The 18,207-nt window shown below is 43.0% G+C and carries 20 protein-coding genes; 11 read left to right on the forward strand and 9 right to left on the reverse strand.

Annotated elements, in window-relative coordinates:
* Window positions 1-69 precede the first annotated feature (69 nt).
* Complete coding sequence (locus tag EES38_RS12815) at window positions 70-951, forward strand: LysR family transcriptional regulator (protein WP_124937602.1); 882 nt, start codon at window positions 70-72, stop codon at window positions 949-951.
* 28 nt (window positions 952-979) lie between these two features.
* On the opposite strand, the gene EES38_RS12820 is transcribed toward EES38_RS12815, so the two are convergent.
* The 3 genes from EES38_RS12820 to EES38_RS12830 all read right to left on the reverse strand — a co-directional run bounded on the left by EES38_RS12820 (window position 980) and on the right by EES38_RS12830 (window position 2,693).
* Entirely contained in the window at window positions 980-1,357 is a 378-nt protein-coding gene (locus EES38_RS12820; RefSeq protein WP_124937603.1) for a hypothetical protein, read from the reverse strand.
* A gap of 69 nt (window positions 1,358-1,426) precedes the next feature.
* On the reverse strand, window positions 1,427-1,768 hold the full coding sequence (locus EES38_RS12825) for a hypothetical protein (RefSeq protein ID WP_124937604.1): 342 nt from the start codon (window positions 1,766-1,768) through the stop codon (window positions 1,427-1,429).
* Window positions 1,769-1,847: 79 nt separating this feature from the next.
* A complete protein-coding gene (locus EES38_RS12830; protein WP_124937605.1) occupies window positions 1,848-2,693 on the reverse strand; it encodes a helix-turn-helix transcriptional regulator in 846 nt (281 codons plus the stop codon).
* Between the two features lie 101 nt (window positions 2,694-2,794).
* On the opposite strand from EES38_RS12830, the gene EES38_RS12835 reads away from it, so the two are divergent.
* Window positions 2,795-4,261, forward strand: a complete 1,467-nt coding sequence (locus EES38_RS12835) for an MFS transporter (protein ID WP_124937606.1) — start codon at window positions 2,795-2,797, stop codon at window positions 4,259-4,261.
* 39 nt (window positions 4,262-4,300) lie between these two features.
* Here the strand turns inward: EES38_RS12835 and EES38_RS12840 are convergent, their stop codons facing one another.
* On the reverse strand, window positions 4,301-5,182 hold the full coding sequence (locus EES38_RS12840; protein ID WP_124937607.1) for a LysR family transcriptional regulator: 882 nt from the start codon (window positions 5,180-5,182) through the stop codon (window positions 4,301-4,303).
* 119 nt (window positions 5,183-5,301) lie between these two features.
* On the opposite strand from EES38_RS12840, the gene EES38_RS12845 reads away from it, so the two are divergent.
* The 6 genes from EES38_RS12845 (at window position 5,302) to EES38_RS12870 (ending at window position 11,056) form a co-directional block, all read left to right on the forward strand.
* A complete protein-coding gene (locus EES38_RS12845) occupies window positions 5,302-6,717 on the forward strand; it encodes a coniferyl aldehyde dehydrogenase (RefSeq protein WP_124937608.1) in 1,416 nt (471 codons plus the stop codon).
* A 45-nt stretch (window positions 6,718-6,762) separates the two neighbouring features.
* Window positions 6,763-7,446 carry a type 1 glutamine amidotransferase domain-containing protein gene (locus EES38_RS12850; RefSeq protein WP_124937609.1) on the forward strand — a complete coding sequence of 228 codons (684 nt, stop codon included), beginning with the start codon at window positions 6,763-6,765 and terminating at the stop codon, window positions 7,444-7,446.
* A gap of 136 nt (window positions 7,447-7,582) precedes the next feature.
* Complete coding sequence (locus EES38_RS12855; protein WP_124937610.1) at window positions 7,583-8,569, forward strand: TRAP transporter substrate-binding protein; 987 nt, start codon at window positions 7,583-7,585, stop codon at window positions 8,567-8,569.
* A gap of 11 nt (window positions 8,570-8,580) precedes the next feature.
* The gene (locus EES38_RS12860) at window positions 8,581-9,093 is read left to right on the forward strand and encodes a TRAP transporter small permease (RefSeq protein ID WP_124937611.1); all 513 of its coding nucleotides are present in this window, start codon (window positions 8,581-8,583) and stop codon (window positions 9,091-9,093) included.
* A 2-nt stretch (window positions 9,094-9,095) separates the two neighbouring features.
* Window positions 9,096-10,394, forward strand: coding sequence for a TRAP transporter large permease (locus EES38_RS12865; protein ID WP_124937612.1), 1,299 nt, complete (start codon window positions 9,096-9,098; stop codon window positions 10,392-10,394).
* A gap of 173 nt (window positions 10,395-10,567) precedes the next feature.
* Window positions 10,568-11,056 (forward strand): hypothetical protein, encoded by a 489-nt coding sequence (locus EES38_RS12870; RefSeq protein ID WP_124937613.1) that lies wholly within the window; start codon window positions 10,568-10,570, stop codon window positions 11,054-11,056.
* Window positions 11,057-11,115: 59 nt separating this feature from the next.
* On the opposite strand, the gene EES38_RS12875 is transcribed toward EES38_RS12870, so the two are convergent.
* Window positions 11,116-11,547 carry a hypothetical protein gene (locus EES38_RS12875; protein WP_208020442.1) on the reverse strand — a complete coding sequence of 144 codons (432 nt, stop codon included), beginning with the start codon at window positions 11,545-11,547 and terminating at the stop codon, window positions 11,116-11,118.
* 378 nt (window positions 11,548-11,925) lie between these two features.
* Here EES38_RS12875 and EES38_RS12880 point away from each other — a divergent pair, with 378 nt between their 5' ends.
* Entirely contained in the window at window positions 11,926-12,258 is a 333-nt protein-coding gene (locus tag EES38_RS12880) for a hypothetical protein (protein ID WP_124937614.1), read from the forward strand.
* Here the strand turns inward: EES38_RS12880 and EES38_RS12885 are convergent.
* From EES38_RS12885 to EES38_RS12895, 3 genes are all read right to left on the reverse strand, one after another.
* Window positions 12,247-12,561: a putative quinol monooxygenase gene (locus EES38_RS12885; RefSeq protein WP_124937615.1), complete on the reverse strand. Its 315-nt coding sequence runs from the start codon at window positions 12,559-12,561 to the stop codon at window positions 12,247-12,249. The two genes, EES38_RS12880 and EES38_RS12885, sit on opposite strands and share 12 nt — an antisense overlap.
* A 6-nt stretch (window positions 12,562-12,567) precedes the next feature.
* Window positions 12,568-12,918, reverse strand: a complete 351-nt coding sequence (locus EES38_RS12890) for a DHCW motif cupin fold protein (RefSeq protein WP_124937616.1) — start codon at window positions 12,916-12,918, stop codon at window positions 12,568-12,570.
* A 102-nt stretch (window positions 12,919-13,020) separates the two neighbouring features.
* Window positions 13,021-15,387, reverse strand: a complete 2,367-nt coding sequence (locus EES38_RS12895; RefSeq protein WP_124937617.1) for a methyl-accepting chemotaxis protein — start codon at window positions 15,385-15,387, stop codon at window positions 13,021-13,023.
* Between the two features lie 209 nt (window positions 15,388-15,596).
* Between EES38_RS12895 and EES38_RS12900 the strand changes: the two genes are divergently transcribed.
* Both EES38_RS12900 and EES38_RS12905 read left to right on the forward strand, forming a co-directional pair.
* The gene (locus EES38_RS12900) at window positions 15,597-16,268 is read left to right on the forward strand and encodes a response regulator transcription factor (RefSeq protein ID WP_124937618.1); all 672 of its coding nucleotides are present in this window, start codon (window positions 15,597-15,599) and stop codon (window positions 16,266-16,268) included.
* A 2-nt stretch (window positions 16,269-16,270) separates the two neighbouring features.
* On the forward strand, window positions 16,271-17,659 hold the full coding sequence (locus tag EES38_RS12905; protein ID WP_124937619.1) for an ATP-binding protein: 1,389 nt from the start codon (window positions 16,271-16,273) through the stop codon (window positions 17,657-17,659).
* Window positions 17,660-17,697: 38 nt separating this feature from the next.
* On the opposite strand, the gene copI is transcribed toward EES38_RS12905, so the two are convergent.
* Window positions 17,698-18,201, reverse strand: coding sequence for a copper-resistant cuproprotein CopI (gene copI, locus EES38_RS12910; protein WP_124937620.1), 504 nt, complete (start codon window positions 18,199-18,201; stop codon window positions 17,698-17,700).
* Window positions 18,202-18,207 lie beyond the last annotated feature (6 nt).

Raw genomic sequence — 18,207 nt, forward strand, 5'->3', positions numbered from 1 at the left:
TGTCTATTTGTAAATTTTTACCTATTCTGATAAAAATAATTTATGAGTTGGATAAATTAGTATCGCACTATGAATTTAAAACAATTAGAAACCTTTGTCTGGATTGCCAACCTCAAGAGCTTTCGCCTTGCAGCCGAGCATCTATGCACCACTCAACCAGCGATTTCTACGCGAATATCAAATCTGGAGAAGTCTCTAGGTGCAGCGCTATTTTATCGGGACAATGCCAATATAACGCTGACCGAGAAAGGACAAGAACTGCTGCCATTCGTCGAGAACATTCTGGCTCAGACCGAGGAATTAAAATTCAGAGCCGATACAAACCATGCAATGTCAGGCTTACTGCGTATCGGAATATCCGAAACGTTAGTCCACACTTGGATGCCAGAGTTTTTGTCTCTTATTCACGAGGAATATCCCGCTGTAGAAGTCGAGCTCATTGTTGATGCTACGGTGAATTTAAGTAAAGAACTCCTCAACCGCAGTATTGATATCGCGATACTGATGGGCCCTATCACTGCTCCAGAGGTGATTAATATCCCTATTAGCAGCTATCCGTTGCACTGGATCGTGAATCCAGACTTATTGATTGAGGATAAGTCGCATCCGTTTTCTGAATGGCCGATCATTACCTATGCCCGCAATACATTACCCTTTCAGGATATCTATCGTCATTTCAAAACCGAAAGAAAAAGTGATGTCCGGTACTACACGTCCAGTTCACTGTCGGCCATGATAGGGTTAGTTGAAAGTGGTGTTGGGATTGCAACGTTACCAAGAGAAGTTATCCGAGAACAGCTTACCTCCAATCAGCTAAAAGAGTTACATCTCGACTGGGTGCCCAGTCCGCTACAATTTACTATTTCATATATCAATCAACCAGCAAGGTTACTGATTACCAAATCCGTCCAATTAGCAAAAGAAATCGCAGAACAACAAATAAGCATTTAGTGACGCCGTCACTAAATGCTTATTAATATTAGCGCCCCTTTTTATTCCCAGACGGCGAAGACATGTGACAACTCCATGGCTCTTGGGCCATATTGTCACGAATATTTTGATCGAGATACTGGTAATAACTCAACCTAATACGGTTGAGTAGACCGCGATTTTCTTTTACTGCTTGCTCACTCAGCGTTTGTCTGATTTCCGCAAGAGAAAGATGACCAACATCGTAAGCAACCTCGATGGTTTGTTTTTTCATAACATAACTTACGTCATCTAACCCAAACATAACGTCGAGCGCTTCTATCGCAGATTGAACGCCTTCCTCTCCAGAGTTACGCTGATCTATTTTAAGACGCCGCTTAACCAGAAACTTTTCTCTCACACCAACACGGTGGTTATATTCACTCACAACAATACCTCACAATTTATATGAACCAATAAGATTACTTAAAATTTGAACGACATTAAGGTCTTAAAATTAAAGAATTGGGGGGCGAGTTGGTGGATTGATGATATGCGAGTAGTCACTAAACTTATACGCAAAAACGGGCGTATCTTTACTCTGCAGTTCAAGACTCATATTCGTATCACGCACTAACGTTTTAGCAAATAACGCAGAAATAGAGCAACAAGACATATGACACGTCATATGCTGCTTACCTGAACAGATACTATTTTCGCAGTTAAGCGTAGTGGTTTTTGTCGAAGGAGATAAATCAATTCGATGCTGATAGGAGGCCAGCACACTCGAACTAAAGAATAGAATGCCAAGTATCACCGCAATCAACAGATTTTTGTTTTTCAGATTTTTATAAAACATAAATCCCAAGTCCTGCGGCAACAAATGACTTCATGGGTAAAAGTTTATCAAAAACGATGACCCATGCCAAAATGCACTATCAAAGCGCCATTAAACGGGTCTTATCATTGTCATCAAGGGGAATATACACCAGTAGCTGACCGTACGCGTTTCCCGAACAATTCGCCCAATACTGTTTGCTCATTCGAATTGGGCCCAAAGAATGGTGATGATACTCCCGCTCAAGCTCCTCTTTAGCCCTAACACCATGTCCTGACCAAATTTGCTCGAATAAAGGGCATTCACTAATCAGTGAATCGAGTCTTTCCTGCCACTCTTTGTCACTTGCTCTGGTCACCATCGCAGCACGTATTCGAGCGGCTGAATTGGTCATACAGTCTGTTAGTCCGGCTGGATTATCCGCTTTCAGCCAAACCTGCCACTGCTTATTATGTGACATCAACCAGATGATGTTGCGCTGTTGTTCAGGAAGTTCATTTAAATTAAGCCCTACCATCGCTTCAAATGCAGAGTTAGTAGCAAGAATATCGCGAAAATCGTTGGTTAATATCGCAGGAAGAGGGTTGAGAGAATTAAGCAATACCTCAACCTCTTTAGCAACACTATGTGAGACCTGTGGCTGCTTAGTCATATCAGTATGACCCGATAACTGCAGTAAATAACGTGTTTCGCTATCATCACAACGCATTGATTTTGCGATCGCCAGAATCACATTACGTGATACCCGCTCGGCCTTTCCGCGCTCAAGTTTCGAGTACCAAACAGTACTGATATTGGCCATTTCAGCAATATCTTCTCTTCTCAGACCCGGAGTTCTGGAACGGGCCGGTTTCATCAGTCCTAGCGTTTCTGGTGCAATACTGTTACGTTTCAGCCTTAGAAATTCGCCAAGTCGTTCGTTTTGATTGAGTATTTTAGTCGTCATTCCCGTTATCCTGATACTACCAGTACGTGTCTGAGCAGTTTCTAGTACACCTCTAATTTAAGAGCCATAATACTACCATCTTGTGAAATCTGGTGTTTTAAATGAAAACCAATTTATCTTCTTCAAATCGTCTCTCCGCCGCCGGATTGATCCTACTGGTTGCAGGTCAACTTATGCCACAGATGGATTTTTCCATCGTTAACGTCGCCTTGGATGCAATTAGTGTGTCTCTGGATGCCAACAAAACTCAACTCGGACTGATCGTTTCCCTTTACGGCCTCTCTTTTGCGGTCAGTCTGGCAATGAGTGGACGTCTAGGTGATCGGTTCGGACGAAAAAAGCTCTTTCTAACGGGGATAGCCAGCTTTGCCGTTACCTCGTTTATCTGCGGGCTTGCTCCCAGCATTTACCTACTCATCGCTGCACGTGTTTTACAAGGCATTGCAGCAGCCATGCTGATGCCACAGATCCTTGCTACCATCCATGTCACACTAAGCGGCGAAAGGCATTCCAAAGCGATTGGTATCTATGGTTCTGTGGGTGGATTGTCATTTATCATCGGCCAAATATTAGGTGGCTGGCTAGTCTCTGCTGACTTATTTGGCTTAGGTTGGCGCAGCGTATTTTATATCAATCTACCGATTTGTGCCTTCATCCTCTATTTCGGGCAGAAATGGATACCCGAGACCAAAGAAGAAAGCAGCTTATCGCTTGATTGGTCAGGAACCTTACTATTGGGCACGGTGGTGACATTAATTTTAGTGTCTATTTCTGCAGGTCCAGATCTGGGCTGGAGTTGGATTATCTGGGTTCTGCTGATTAGCTCTCTGCCTTTGGCTCTTTTGCTATGGAATATTGAGGGTAAGAAAGAACATAAACAACAATCGCCATTGATGCCACCAACGCTTTTAACCAGACCCAAAGTGATTCTTGGCTGCGTGAGCTTAACATTACAAGTTGCCTCTTACGGTGGCTATATGTTTGTGGTTGCGCTGACACTCCAATCCGGCTTTCATCTTTCATCGTTTGCGTCTGGCAATGCATTTATTGGCTTAGGAATATCATACTTTGTTGCATCACTTTACGTAGGCCGTATAGCGAAATGGTTTACCAATCTGGGCTTTACCGCCGTTATCATCGTGGGTTCGGTCATCAATTTAGCAGGTTATGTACTACTGTTTAGCCAGATAAATCAACACGCGGAAACATTGACCTCCTGGACACTGTTAGTTCCTATGCTGATCATTGGTGTCGGCAACGCGTTTGCTGTCAACAGTTCACTACGAATTGGTTTAGCCGATATTCCAGCGCAGTTTGCCGGAATAGGTAGCGCGTTTATGACAACCCTACAGCAGACAGCAATTGCTCTGGGTACCGCATTATGCGCAGCATTCTATATTCAGAATCTCAATGATAACGATGTATTTCACCTACATAGCCTCAAAGCGGGTCTGGAAGTCATTGCCTTTTTCATCTCTACTTTATTGATTATTCATGGCATTTCAGCTATTGGTAAAATAAAAGCTGTACGCCGTCAGCAGGCAGAGCTGAATACTCAAAATCATTAATAGTATAATGGAAGATCTGACTTAATCAGATCTTCCGAACTACGCCATCACATCCAATAAAATTTGCTTTGCGTGTACAACTCTTGGCTGACGCATAGCACTCGGTGCCCACGCCATATAATAGTTAAGTTGCGTGTCCGAAATTGGCGCCGGTATTCTCGCTAATTCCCCTTTAGCTATCTGTTCGGCACACAAATATTCAGGTAAAACTGACCAACCGAATCCGGTTTTAAGCAGCGTTCTCATCGCCCTCAAATCCTGACTAACGAACGCCGGTGCGTTATTGGTTAACTCAATCTTGTTTTTGCTTAGCCATTGCTGCATCACCGACAATTCAAGGTTATACGTTAGCATCGGTTCAGACATCAACGCTTTTGCGAACTGGGCACTTTTCTCAAGTCTATCAACAACTTCAGGCGCAGAAACTGCCCAAACTTGTGAACTCATCATAAGTTCGCTCCTTAAACGTTTATCCGTGACCGGATGCGCGGTAAAGCCCAAATCACAATGTCCTTCAACCAACATGTTGTGCACCAGTCCGCCATCTCCAGAGTGTGCTCTGACGCGAATGTCGGATTTTAAAAGCGGAACCAACCTTGGCGTTACGACTTCTGCAAGAAAGTCCGCATGACCAATGATTTGAATCACGCCTTCCATGTCCATCGAACGTGACCTAGCCATTGATAATGCTGATTCAGCGGCGTCCAGTTTGTCTCCGATATCCAAAGCCAACTCTTCTGCCGCTTTCGTAGGTGCCACGCCATTGGCCTCACGCGTAAACAATTTTCTCCCCACTGCGACTTCTAATCCTGCAATATGCTGAGATACCGCAGGCTGTGTCAGATTCAAATTGCGTGCTGCCGCACTAATAGAGCGCTGACGATACACTTCTACAAAAGTTCTAAGCCGATTTAAGGACATAACCACCCCATAAATTTTTTTATACCTTACCTAAAATACCTTTGTTAGCGTTCGATTACCACAATACGTTAATCTTGTTGGCAACAGAAAACAGAACAATAAAAACGTTGGAGTTATTTATGACCAGTCAGCCGACAAAAAATGAAATGCTTTCGACTTTGAAAGCAATGCAAAAAGATCATATATCAACAGGGGCGGTTGACGTCAGTGTCCGTCAGGATCGTCTGCAACGTTCAATCAAACTCATTAAAGAAAATTACCAACAACTGAGTGACGCAATGAGTGCTGACTTCGGTCATCGCAGCCATTATCAATCACTGGTTGCTGACATGGCTACCACAGTCAATATGCTGCAACACGCTCATGATAATGTAGCAACGTGGATGAAACCGGATCATGTCGAGAATCTGCCTAATGGTCTACAAGCATGGATTCAACAGCAGCCTATTGGCGTTGTTGGGGTAATTAGTCCTTGGAACTTTCCAATTAACCTATCTTTCGGTCCACTTGCGGGAATATTTGCTGCAGGTAATACCGCGATCTTAAAACCGTCAGAATTGACCCCAAAGACGTCTGCATTATTAGCTTCGCTTATCGAACGTTATTTTGCGCCAACGGAACTCACCGTCATGCTTGGCGATGATGAAGTGGGTCGTCACTTCAGCGAATTACCGTTTAATCATCTTGTGTTTACCGGAAGTACTCAGGTAGGTAAACATGTCATGAAAGCGGCGGCTGAGAATTTGGTACCCGTGACGTTAGAGCTGGGCGGTAAATCACCAGTGGTGATTGATTCATCAGCGAATATCCAACAAGCCGCTGAGCGCACGATGACCATCAAAACGTTTAACGTTGGTCAGATTTGTTTGTCACCCGACTACGTATTGCTGCCAGAAGGTAAAGAAGACGAATTTATTTCAGCGGCCAAAGCGTTTGTCGCAAGCAGCTTTGGTTCCGTCCAGACGAATGATGACTACACTTCCATTATTAGCCAGCGGCACTTCAACCGCTTAGTGGGCTTACTTGAAGACGCCATTAATAAGGGTGCTCGTGTGGTCAAACTGGTAGAAAATGAACCCGCATACGATGAAAACACGCGCAAGATTGCGCCCCATCTTATCCTCAATGTAACTGATGATATGGGTGTTATGCAGGAAGAACTTTTTGGGCCTTTACTCCCTATCAAAACGTATTCGACGAGTGAAGAGTACCTGAACTACATCAATGAACGTCCACGTCCATTAGCCGCCTACTTTTTTGGCGATAACAGTGAACGTCAAGAACGCTTCGCTCACTGTACGACTTCCGGTGCACTGGTGATTAATGATGTCATGACACATGCCTCAATTGATGCTCTTCCATTCGGTGGTGTTGGAGCATCTGGTATTGGTGCTTACCACGGCATCCACGGATTTAGACAGTTTACACATGCAAAACCAGTGGTTATACAAAGCGAAGAAGGACTATCCAACCTACGCTTAAGAGCACCATACAAAGACAATATAGAAATGCTGGAAGCTTTTCTCAATAACTAATTTCAATTGGATGATTTCTATATCTCAACGTAGAAAGGAAAAATTATGAAGATTTTAATGGTCTTAACGTCACATGAAGACTTAGGCACAACAGGCGAAAAAACGGGTTTTTGGCTCGAAGAGTTTGCCGCCCCTTATTATACCTTTATAGATAGTGGTGCAGAAGTGACACTGGCTTCGCCAAAAGGCGGTCAGCCACCTCTAGATCCTAAAAGTGAGCTAGAAGACTTTCAAACTGATTACACACGTCGTTTTAACAGCGACTCAGCAGCTCAAAGTGTGTTAGCCAATACGGTACAACTCGCAACAATCAAAGAGAGCGAGTTTGACGCCGTATTCTACCCTGGCGGACATGGTCCGTTGTGGGATTTAGCAAACTCAGAAGATTCTATTGCATTGATTGAAAGCTTTGCTGCTGCAGATAAAACCATTGGCTTTGTTTGCCATGCGCCAGGCGTTTTAGTTAATGTAAAATCGGCATCTGGCGAACATTTCGTCAAAGGTAGAAAAGTGACCGGCTTTACCAACGGTGAAGAAGCAGGCGTTCAACTTACGGATGTTGTGCCGTTTCTCATTGAAGATACCTTTATCGCTCAGGGTGCTGACTACCAAAAAGGACCAGATTGGGGAACTTTTATCGTTGAAGATGGCAAATTGATCACAGGCCAGAATCCAGCAAGTTCGGAAGCGGTAGCTGAAGCGCTGCTAAAACAACTTGGTCAAAAATAAGCGCTAAACACACCTATGACAGCACTGGTTTATTCCAGTGCTGTCGTTTTAACCATTCCAAACGTCGTACTGAGATACGTCACACCTTCTCTTCCTTTTAGACTGATTCGAGGATAATCAAAAAAGGAAGACGCGGATGTTTGCCAAACAACTATTATCAGTATTACTTCTATCGGGCTCCCTCTTGTCCACGGCTCATGCCAAAGTCAGTCTCGACTTTTCTAACGAATACAACACCCAATCAATTCATGCTCAAGGTGACATGTATTTTATAGATAAAGTGAAAGAACTTACGGCTGGGAGTGTCGACATCACACTGCACACAGGTGGATCGCTGGGCTTTAAATCTGCAGACCACTTTTACGCGGTTTCTGACAATGCCGTCCCTCTTGCCGATACCCTTGCGGGAACGATGGCTGGCATAAATCCAATATTTTTACTCTCTTCGTTGCCATTCATTGTTAAAAATGAAGATGAAGCACAGCTGCTTTATAAAATTGCCAAGCCCTATTACGAAAAAGTATTTACCGATAACAATGAAATTCTTCTTTATGCATCGCCATGGCCTGCCAGCGGCATTTGGTCTAAGTCCGAGGTCGAAACCAAGCAGGAACTGGATGGGCTAAAAATCCGTACCTATGACAAAAATGGCACTCTGACGTTTAAAAATGCCGGAGCAGCTCCGGTCAACCTCTCTTGGGCCGATGTGGTCCCACAGTTATCAACGGGAGGAATTAATGCCGTTTTAACCTCAGCCGATGCCGGAGCAAGTGCTCGCTTCTGGGAACAGCTCAATTCATACAGTGCCATTCAGTACGCTATCCCGTTGAATATGGTGCATATGAACAAGGATGAGTTTGACGCTCTGGATGAAAAACAGCAAGCCGCGATCTTAGAAGCTGCGAAACTCACTGATGAGCACAACTGGAAAACAGTCCGTACTCGAGTGGCAGATAACTATAAGGAACTCAAACAGAATAAGGTGACGATTCTGACCGATTTACCAAAACCCTTCATGGATAATCTACAGACTTCGGCTAAACCCGCATTAAGTGACTGGTTAAAAGAGACCGGCGATGTGGGCAAAACCATCATGGATGAGTTCGAACAACAAAAAATGTAAGGAGCAGAGCAATGAAATTACTAATGTTTCTCTCTGCGGGTATCAATCGTATTGCCGGTTCGCTGGCAATACTTCTTATCATCTACATGTTGTGCCACATCATTTTAGAAATTGGACTCAGGATGTTTGGCCATTCAACCTTCGTTCTCGATGAATTTGTTGGATATGCTGTCGCAGCGATGACATTCCTCGCGCTCGGCTACAGTTTAGAACGAAACGCGCTTATTCAGGTCAATATTCTACGCGATAAAATCGGATCCGCTTATCAATGGCTATTGGACCTGTTCGCTTCCCTGCTTACATTGTGTTTCTTTTCTTGGATCGCCTACTACTGGTCCATCACCGTCACTCGTAACTTTATTCGCCATACAACCAGCCAATCATTAGCTGCCACACCGCTGTGGATTCCCCAGGGATTAGTATTGGTTGGACTGTCTATTTTGTGTCTGACACTCACAGTACGCATTCTGTCACTCCTCATTTATCGTCAGCCGCCAGTAACCGGCGCCTACTCAGGAGAGTAATAATGGATCTGATCTATACATCACTTGGCGTTGTCGGATTACTTTTTATTGTCCTCGGTTCCGGCATTTGGGTCTTTGCTGGGTTAGCTGTCGTCTCTTTCGGCTCACTTGTTTTATTCGGTGATATGAGCGCCCATCGAGCAGGGACGATATTAAGCCGCATTCTTTTTCGGGCCGGAAACTCGTGGGAATTAGCCGCGATTCCTCTCTTCATTTTGATGGGAGAGCTCATTTTTCGCTCGGATATCTCCGATAGACTTTTTAAAGGACTGGAGCCCTGGACTCGTCTTATCCCCGGAGGAATTCTCCATACCAACGTGTTTGGTTGCGCTTTATTTGCAGCCGTCAGCGGCTCAAGCTCAGCGACAACCGCCACCATAGGCAAGATAACCACTGCCGAGCTAAAAAAACGGGGCTATGACCGTTCACTCTCCATTGGTTCACTCGCCGGAGCCGGAAGTCTGGGACTCCTTATTCCTCCGTCTATCGTTATGATTGTCTATGGCATTCAGGCCGAAGTATCCATCAGCAAACTGTTTATGGCGGGAATACTACCGGGTATCCTCATCGCGGCATTATACTCAGGCTATCTGATGCTGCGGACATGGTCTCAACCCCACTTAGTCCCGCAAGAAGTGAAAAGCGAGGTGACCTTGCTGGGTAGCCTACGCTATCTCCTACCTGTATTGACTCTGATAGTGGTTGTCTTAGGCGCTATTTACACGGGTATAGCGACTCCCTCAGAAGCAGCGGCTGTAGGCGTTTTTGCTACCCTGATTCTGCTAATACTAGAAAAGCAGTTAAACCTAAACATGATAAGAGAAGCGTTAATATCCACAGTACAAAGTTCAACGATGGTATGCAGCATTATGATCAGCGCGGCATTACTATCCACCGCTATGGGATATCTCCACCTACCCACTGAACTGGCAACCTGGATCGGACAATTGCATCTCACTCCGGCTTTACTTCTGTGCGCACTAGCCTTGTTCTACATTATTTTGGGGCTTTTTCTCGACGGTATTTCAATAACGGTAATGAGTTTACCGATTACGTTACCGATCGTTCTTCAGGCGGGATTTGATCCACTCTGGTTTGGGGTGTTTCTTGTCATTATGGTTGAGCTTGGGCAAATTACACCACCGGTGGGTTTCAATCTATTTGTGCTTCAGGGGCTTACCGGAGAAAAGATTGGCCACGTTGCCAAAGCGTCATTGCCCTTCTTCTTTTTGATGTGCATCGCTGCTCTGATACTTTGTGCGATTCCCCAGTTGGCATTATGGTTGCCCCACTTAAGTTGATTGAGACTTTATTTGCCATTTGGGTTGGTTTTTTGTAGATTTGCCCCCACAAATAGAACAAGTACGTCATCACTAATTTGCAAAATTCTGACACACCGCAATTACGGTAACGTGAAGACAATGTATTTTATCGATGAATGTTTTTCTATTCCAAGTAAAGGCGGGAATAATTAATGTCTGATGTTTCGACAAATGTAAACAACACCCAAAGTGTAATTCAAACCGTACTAGAGACACTAAACTCTGGTTGGGGCTATTCTATTGGTGGAATAATTTTAGTAGTTGCGGCCGGTTATTGGGGTTATAAAAAAATCAACAAACCTAAGTTTGTGATTGCCCAAATTCGCAGACGTAACATGAAAGAAATGAAAAAAATGGGCGCAGAAAGTAACGATGCGATGGTAGATCTGGACAGACTACTTGACTCCGTTGAAGCCTATGCGACAAAACAGGGAATGACTGGCTCAGCAATGACAAAACTTCTTGCCCCGCTGCAACAAAACGGTGGCGCTAAAACGGCTGGCACTTTCTATCACTCAATGATTCATATCGCGAAAAACATTGGTGACAACAACCTGGCAAACACTCTATTGAAAAAATCTAAACAGGTTAAAAGTAGCTCAGCATTGATGGCTGGCTTACTTAAGCGCGCAGGTGTTTAATAACCTAGATTCATGATTGAAATATAAAAACGGCGCCTCTGCGCCGTTTTTTATTGGGTTCAGAACACGTTGTGTTTAAACCAAGTCCAGATTCCAAAAGAAAAGTTGGGAAAGATATCAATTCCTAGCGCGGATTTAAGCAGGTATAACACTAAGATAACCGCTAAAGTGAACAAGCTCAAAATCGCCAAGGTGAACAACGCTCCCATCCACAAGGACAGCTGTTTTTCCGTGTCGCTTAATCTACGTCGGTTTCTACCCACCAGAAATACAAAGTAGTAGCGCCAACTGCTCATTGGCACCGAAACGACACCACGACAATCGACCGAATGGTTTCCCCAGTTACGTGCTCCCACAGCGTTTCGAATATGCATCAACTGTTCATCCGTAAAGCTAGACTGAACCGATTTTGGCATACGTTCCAACATTCGTTCGATCCCTGGATCTTTTCGAATATCCCTGGAAATGGGTTGCTTTTCACTTTCAGTCACTCAGAATTCCTCAGATTTCCTTTTCTTATCAGGTAAATAGTAGAGAATCTCTCACAGCAAATCTACATTTGCTTTCTTAACTAGCACATTTTTTCATATTACCCAATGGTTTTCGGGCTTTCGCGGCAGATTGAACCATACTTAAGGCAATAGAAATGCGGCAATAATATGCTGTTATTTTGACATGAATCCGCTCATATCCAATATGAACCCGAATCATTGGAGTTATTAATTAACGTATTAACAATCAGTTATGCCAGAAATAATGGAGATAAAACGAGAATGGAATACGAATTGCATAAAATCTAAGGTCAGTTAATAACTCTTAAGAACCCCCTACCTTATGCTGGGGATTCTGTTGATGCAGGAGACAGAATAATGATTGACCAACTGCTAGCATCGCTACGCCATTATGCAGACGTTCGACAAGACGAGATTAAGAAAGGCATTCACAGTAAGCAATTCGCCACATCGTTAGTACAGTCTTACGCTGAAAGTATGGCTAACGCGCTAACGATTGTGGGTAAAGATACCTACATAAATACGATCCAACATGAAGCGGATCGTCTATGTAAACAGATCGATAGTGACTTTGAAGCGAAAGTCTCATTACATAAAGCAATCGATAACGAACACCCAGCGTTTACGCATTTTGAGCCAAAAAGTAACGCTCAAGCCAAGCAAAACAATAGGCAACGCTTAGCAGGTTGACGGCTGTAAATAGTCATCGCAGACGTCAAGTTCATAGACGGTTTTCGACTCAATGAGGCAATCAAGCATTTTGGCTCTAGCGTCATGATAAGTCGGATCATCGATCTGATGCACTTTCTCCCATTGAGCTTTACTCGGCCACTGTGCGTAGCCGACCAATGTATCTGGCTCTTGGGAAAAGTGCAGCCTTGAGCCATAACTTCTGCAGTGTTGATAAATGGCTTTGGTCACCTCTAGCCAAGCCGAGCGAAAAACGTCAGCAGAGCCAGGCTTAATTTTAAATTCGTACAGTGCGATAAACATAAAAGCCTATTTTAATCTGAGAAAGTCACCATCAATGATCATCAGTTTCACACCTTTTTGGGTGACTGAGCGATGAGAGCTGAGATCATCAGATACAACGTAAGACATTCCAGGGGTTAATACTGAGGATGAACCATTTTCCTGTTCATTCGTCACCTCCCCTTCAAGACAATGCACAATGTGTCCTTTTTGGCACCAATGATCAGCCACATAGCCTGGAGAATACTCCACAATGCGAATTCTTAGTCCATCGAATTGCAGTGTCTGCCAGTAAGCCACGCCAGTCTCGCCGGGATGGGTTGTCTTAGGTATTGAGCTCCAGTCAATAGACTGAAATGGAATGTTGGGATGGGTCACACAAAGTCCTTTCGTATCTACAATGTCACCCCACACTACCGCTAAAAAAAACCACAGTAAACGGTTAAATTTACTGTGGCTCAATTAGTTAGCAATAGTTATTTATTCCGCTGCACGGAACTTACTTCTTCGTTGGTCAGAATGATCATCATCAGTCACGTCAAACTGGTCAGTCAAGCCTCGCAATTGTGCACCCATTTTCGTGATATCTTCACTGATACGATTACACAGATCGATCGCATTTTGTGTTTCAGCAAAGTTTATATCCATGGTTGTAAAATTTTCTGAGAGACTTTCAAGGTTCCCAAGCTGATCTGAGATCGTCTCGCTTATGTTGTGCACGTGGTTTTCGATATTCACCATGACTTCTTCAATCTCTCCCCAACTTTGCTGAGTTTCAGTCACCCTCTCAGAGCATTGTTGGGTCGATTTAAGTCCCTCTTGCATCACTTTTTCAACACTTGATGTGCTGGTACTGATCGCATTTACCATTTTAGACACATCGTCTGTCGATGTACGTGTTCTTCCTGCTAGCGCCCTTACTTCATCGGCAACGACCGCAAATCCGCGTCCTGCTTCACCAGCACGCGCAGCTTCTATTGATGCATTCAGTGCCAACAAGTTAGTCTGCTCGGCTATCTCATTAATCACGTCTACGATTCTGCTAATTTCGTCGGAATCCTGTTTTAGCTTACCGACCGCACTCGATACATCATCGATTTCTCTTTCAAGCACGTTCATCTCTTTGACCGTAGAGGTAACCGCATCACGCCCGGCAGCAACACGCTTGACCGCACTGTTACTCGTCTGCTTGATGTCTGCCAGAGTTGTCCCCACCGTGCGACTATTATCTAAAATCATGTTCAGACGGTCCCGCACCGTATCGTATTGCAGTTTGGTGTCATTTGAATGCTTATTCAGCGCGTTATTGATGTCCTTTACATCTTCTGATATTGGCTTCATTCGAACAATCGAACCGAGCAGACGTGAGAATGTACCATCAAGGAATTCGATAAACGAGTTAAACCCTGTTGCTAAACTCGCCAGTTCGTCTTTGCCCTTAACATTGAGGCGAATACGTAAATCGCCTTCCCCACCAGAAAGGGACTTCACTGTTATCAACATGTCTTCTAAGGGTTTGACAATGGACTTTGCGATCAGCCAAATAATAAGCAAACTGACCACGGCAGAAATAATCAACAGCACAATCAATGAAGTGACCGTATGCTGCTTGATGGTAGAGATCATTTGAAGCGCTTCGCTTTCGTCAATCTCACTTAAAATAGCCCAGTCTATATCATCAATTTTTATCGGCTGATAAGAAGAAAAGACGTTGATACCCCGATAATCTGGGAATAGGTCAAAGCCCTCTTTACCACTTAAAGCCGCTTTTGCTCCCTTAGATTCAACTCGCTGGAGGCCCATTGTTGTATCACGCGCTAGAATTTCATCAATGATATGTTTATCGACATTTGAATCTTTAAGTGCCTGAATGTAATTCTGTTTATCTTCGATTAAGAAACGACCATCGGAACGCATAGTGTAATCTTGTCCAACTAAATACGTTTCACCGGAATCACCATAGCCCGAGTTTTTCCAATCTCGGTTATGCGTCATGATGGTGTTTAACTTATCTACCGGCATCTGGAAAATCAGTACGCCAGTCGTCTTTCCTGCGTCGTCCGTTATAGGTGTTGAAACAAATGACGCTTCTGCGTTGTAGGAAGGCATGTAAGGGTTGAAATCGGTTAGGAACGCCTCGCTTCCAGCTTTGATCGTGAGAGCCTGATTAAACGCTCTGGCAATACCGGAGTCTGCGTAAGGCCCCGTTTTAAGAGAGGTTGCGTAATCGAGCTCTTTGTACACTGAATACACAATTTTTCCGGATTGAGCATCGACCAGAAAAATATCGTAAAAACCAAACTCTTTGAGAAAGTGACGCAAAAATGGGTGATACTCGGCATGCAAGCGGTCGTACGCTGTATCGGTCCCCATACTATCGGTTTCATCTTTGCTACCTAAAGGTGCTGGGTTGGTCGCAATGTATCGAGATTGAAAGTACTTCGCACGCTCATCAAGTTGATTGAAAATACTGTCTACAGGCGACGCCGTGTCGGGATTTTTCTCTTTAAAAACCTTTTGAAACTCATTGTTGTAGTATGTTTTTAGCGGCTCAACGTTTTGCACCGTGTCATTCTGTGCAAAAAATGCCTTTGTGAATAACGGCATTGCTTCTTTTACCGAAGGAGTATCGGCCAACATAATAACGTCTGACTTTATCGTTTCAAAATAACTCGTCACCCGATGCGTGGTTTCATTACGACTGGCAAGCAATCGGTTCTCTGTATCCTGTTTTAACAGCGTATCGGTTTCCTGAATGATAATATAGCCCAGTGCAATACAACTGATTGAAACGAAGAAAATCGTAATGAGAGAGCTCGAAATTAACAACTTGTTTTTAATGTTCATTAATTAGCTAACGCCTGCAATAAATTCAGTTAGTTACAAAGTTATAGTTTGCTTTTATCCATATTTCCATTTAGTCCTAATATTTATTAAGTCAATCACTATTTCCCGTGTGTATAGCATCATCAGTTCATTCTGTTTATTGATGAGCATCTCGGAACTAAAATAATCCAATTGGGTCATATTGGCGTAGTAATAGTTAGGCGAGTGATATGAACCTATTAATAATCGAAGATTCAAATTCTCTACGACGTTCGTTGTCCATTGGATTAAGTAATTTGGGGTTTACGGTTGAAGATGCTGCAGATGGTCTCACTGGACTACAAATAGCGCAGCAGAATCACTACGATCTTATTATTTTAGACATTATGCTGCCGCGTTTGGATGGGCTTACGATTCTGGATAAATTACGCAAGCAGAGCAACAATAGTAAAATTTTGATTTTATCGGCCAAAATGGAGACGGAAGATAAAGTGAAAGGCTTAATGCTGGGCGCTGATGATTATCTGGCAAAACCATTCGAATTTGATGAGCTCCACGCACGAATACTGGCATTATTACGCAGAGAAAATAGCTTTAACTTTGATAACAGTTTAACCGTTGCTGATTTTAGTTTAAATTTGATGACAAAAGAGTTTTACTACAAAGATACCGAGATAAAGTTAACGTTGTCAGAGTATAAAATCATAGAGTTCTTGTTCAGAAGCCCGAATAAAGTCATTGATTTAGATACGCTCACAAACGCTGTTGCTGGAAATTTTGAGTATGTATCAAAAAATACGTTACAGGTTCATATCTCGTCTATTCGTAAGAAAATAAAAAGTCATGGCGGAGACTTTCCTCTCGCACACAAACGAGGACATGGCTACATTCTAGAGATTTAAGTATGGCAAAACAAAAGTCGATTAAAAAAAGACTCATCAATCTCATCTCACTCGCATTAATCGGCATTTTATCCATCCTATTCCTATTGATTGATATTAATTTAGACGATTGGGCAGAAATGCAATTTAGCAATGAGATTAAGAGTCAAACCTATATTCTCAAGTCGATGATCGCCCTAAATGAAAACAAACCCCAATTAATAGAAGAACGCGATATTCTGTCTGATGATAATATTAATGAGATTTATTATCAGGTATGGCTAAATAATCGCTCAGTTGAGAAATCGAATAATTTGCCAACTAACCAAAGTGTCGAGCTAATAAAGTATGATATTCCGTTAAATACGTCACGCACCATTAATGTCACGCTTCCTAATGGCGATGATGGTCTTGCAACACTCTCTAAATTTACGCTGTCAGAAAACGACCATCGAGAATTCTATTTGACCGTTTATAACTCCGAGAAGAAATTAAATAAAGTCCTCTACACTATCGATATCGCTCTCATATTTAGCTTTATCATCACTTTGCTTCTTGTGCGCCTCTTTGCCCGTAAAATTACACTCAATGGTCTGAAACCCCTGTCAGAGCTTAATGATGAAATCATCAAAACAACAAAATCCCCACTGAAACCACTGCTACTGACCGACCCCAACATTGAAGAAATCTATCCGATCTACCAATCCTTCAACCATTACATCACGCACAACCAAAATTTAATGCAGAACGAAAAGCGGATCACAAGTGATATTGCGCATGAGCTAAAGACACCAATCGCTGAAATTATTACACTTGCCGAAGTGCACCAAAAATTCCCTGACGATCCCCGTATTGCAGAAACATTTACTCAGGATGTCCTCGATATCGCGCGTGAAATGAAAAATCTGGTGAGTGGTTTACTGTCATTGCAAAAGTTTGAGCAAGAAGATTTTTCATGCAACGAATCGGTGAATCTTTGCCAGCAACTTCATGAAACAGCAGAAAAGCTAGCTCTAGATACTACGCAGTTAGATGTACAAGTTGCATCTGATTTAGAGATTAAAGCCAACTCCTTTTCCTTGTCTGTCATTTTTAGAAACCTGTTAGAAAACGCTTTCTACTACAAGTCGCCTGAAAGCTCAGTTTTAGTGACTATAAAAAACTATGGAGATAATCTTTACCTTTACTTTGAAAACTCAACAAAGGAAAAGATGAGCGAGATAATATTGCAACAGTTAACAACACCACTGTTTAAACTTGATCGGTCTCGAACCAATGATACTCACTATGGGCTGGGTTTAACTATCGTACAGCGCCTGTGCCAAAAAAATCATTATGACCTTCACCTGCAACAAGACGACAACTTAACTTTCAGGGTCATGATTAAAATACCTTTATTGAATGAAGGGTAGCGGAGCCAATTCAGGCTCCGCTCTCAAAAACGTTGAGGTTATAACTGCAGCGTTTTTGTCATCCCAGCCTCATAATGCCCTGGGATATTACATGACAATTCAACCGTTTTATCTCCATGGAAATGCCATAGGATTTGCTTCGCTTTACCCGGTTCTACAGTGACAGAATTGCCTGAGTCATGATCATGCCCAGACATGGTTTTCATCATCTCTCTATGCTCAGCCTGTTCCTCCGGAGAACCGATAACAAATTCGTGCTTCATTTTGCCGATGTTCATCACGACAAATTGAACGACATCATTGCTCTTAATCTCAACGTCTTTTTTGAAATTGATTTTCATATCATCCGTTAACATTACATGAACAACTTTATCTGGTTTTGAGCCCATGGCAGGCATACCAACTGCCGATGTCGCTTCCATGGACATACCAGAATGATCCATTTTGGCGGTATCCATATTCATGTCTGCATGTGAATGATTCGTATCAGCGTACGCTGAACTTGCCGCAGTTAGCATGAGTGTAATCAGTAGTTTTTTCATTATCTA

This window comes from Vibrio viridaestus (genome assembly GCF_003856525.1).
Lineage (GTDB): Bacteria > Pseudomonadota > Gammaproteobacteria > Enterobacterales > Vibrionaceae > Vibrio > Vibrio viridaestus.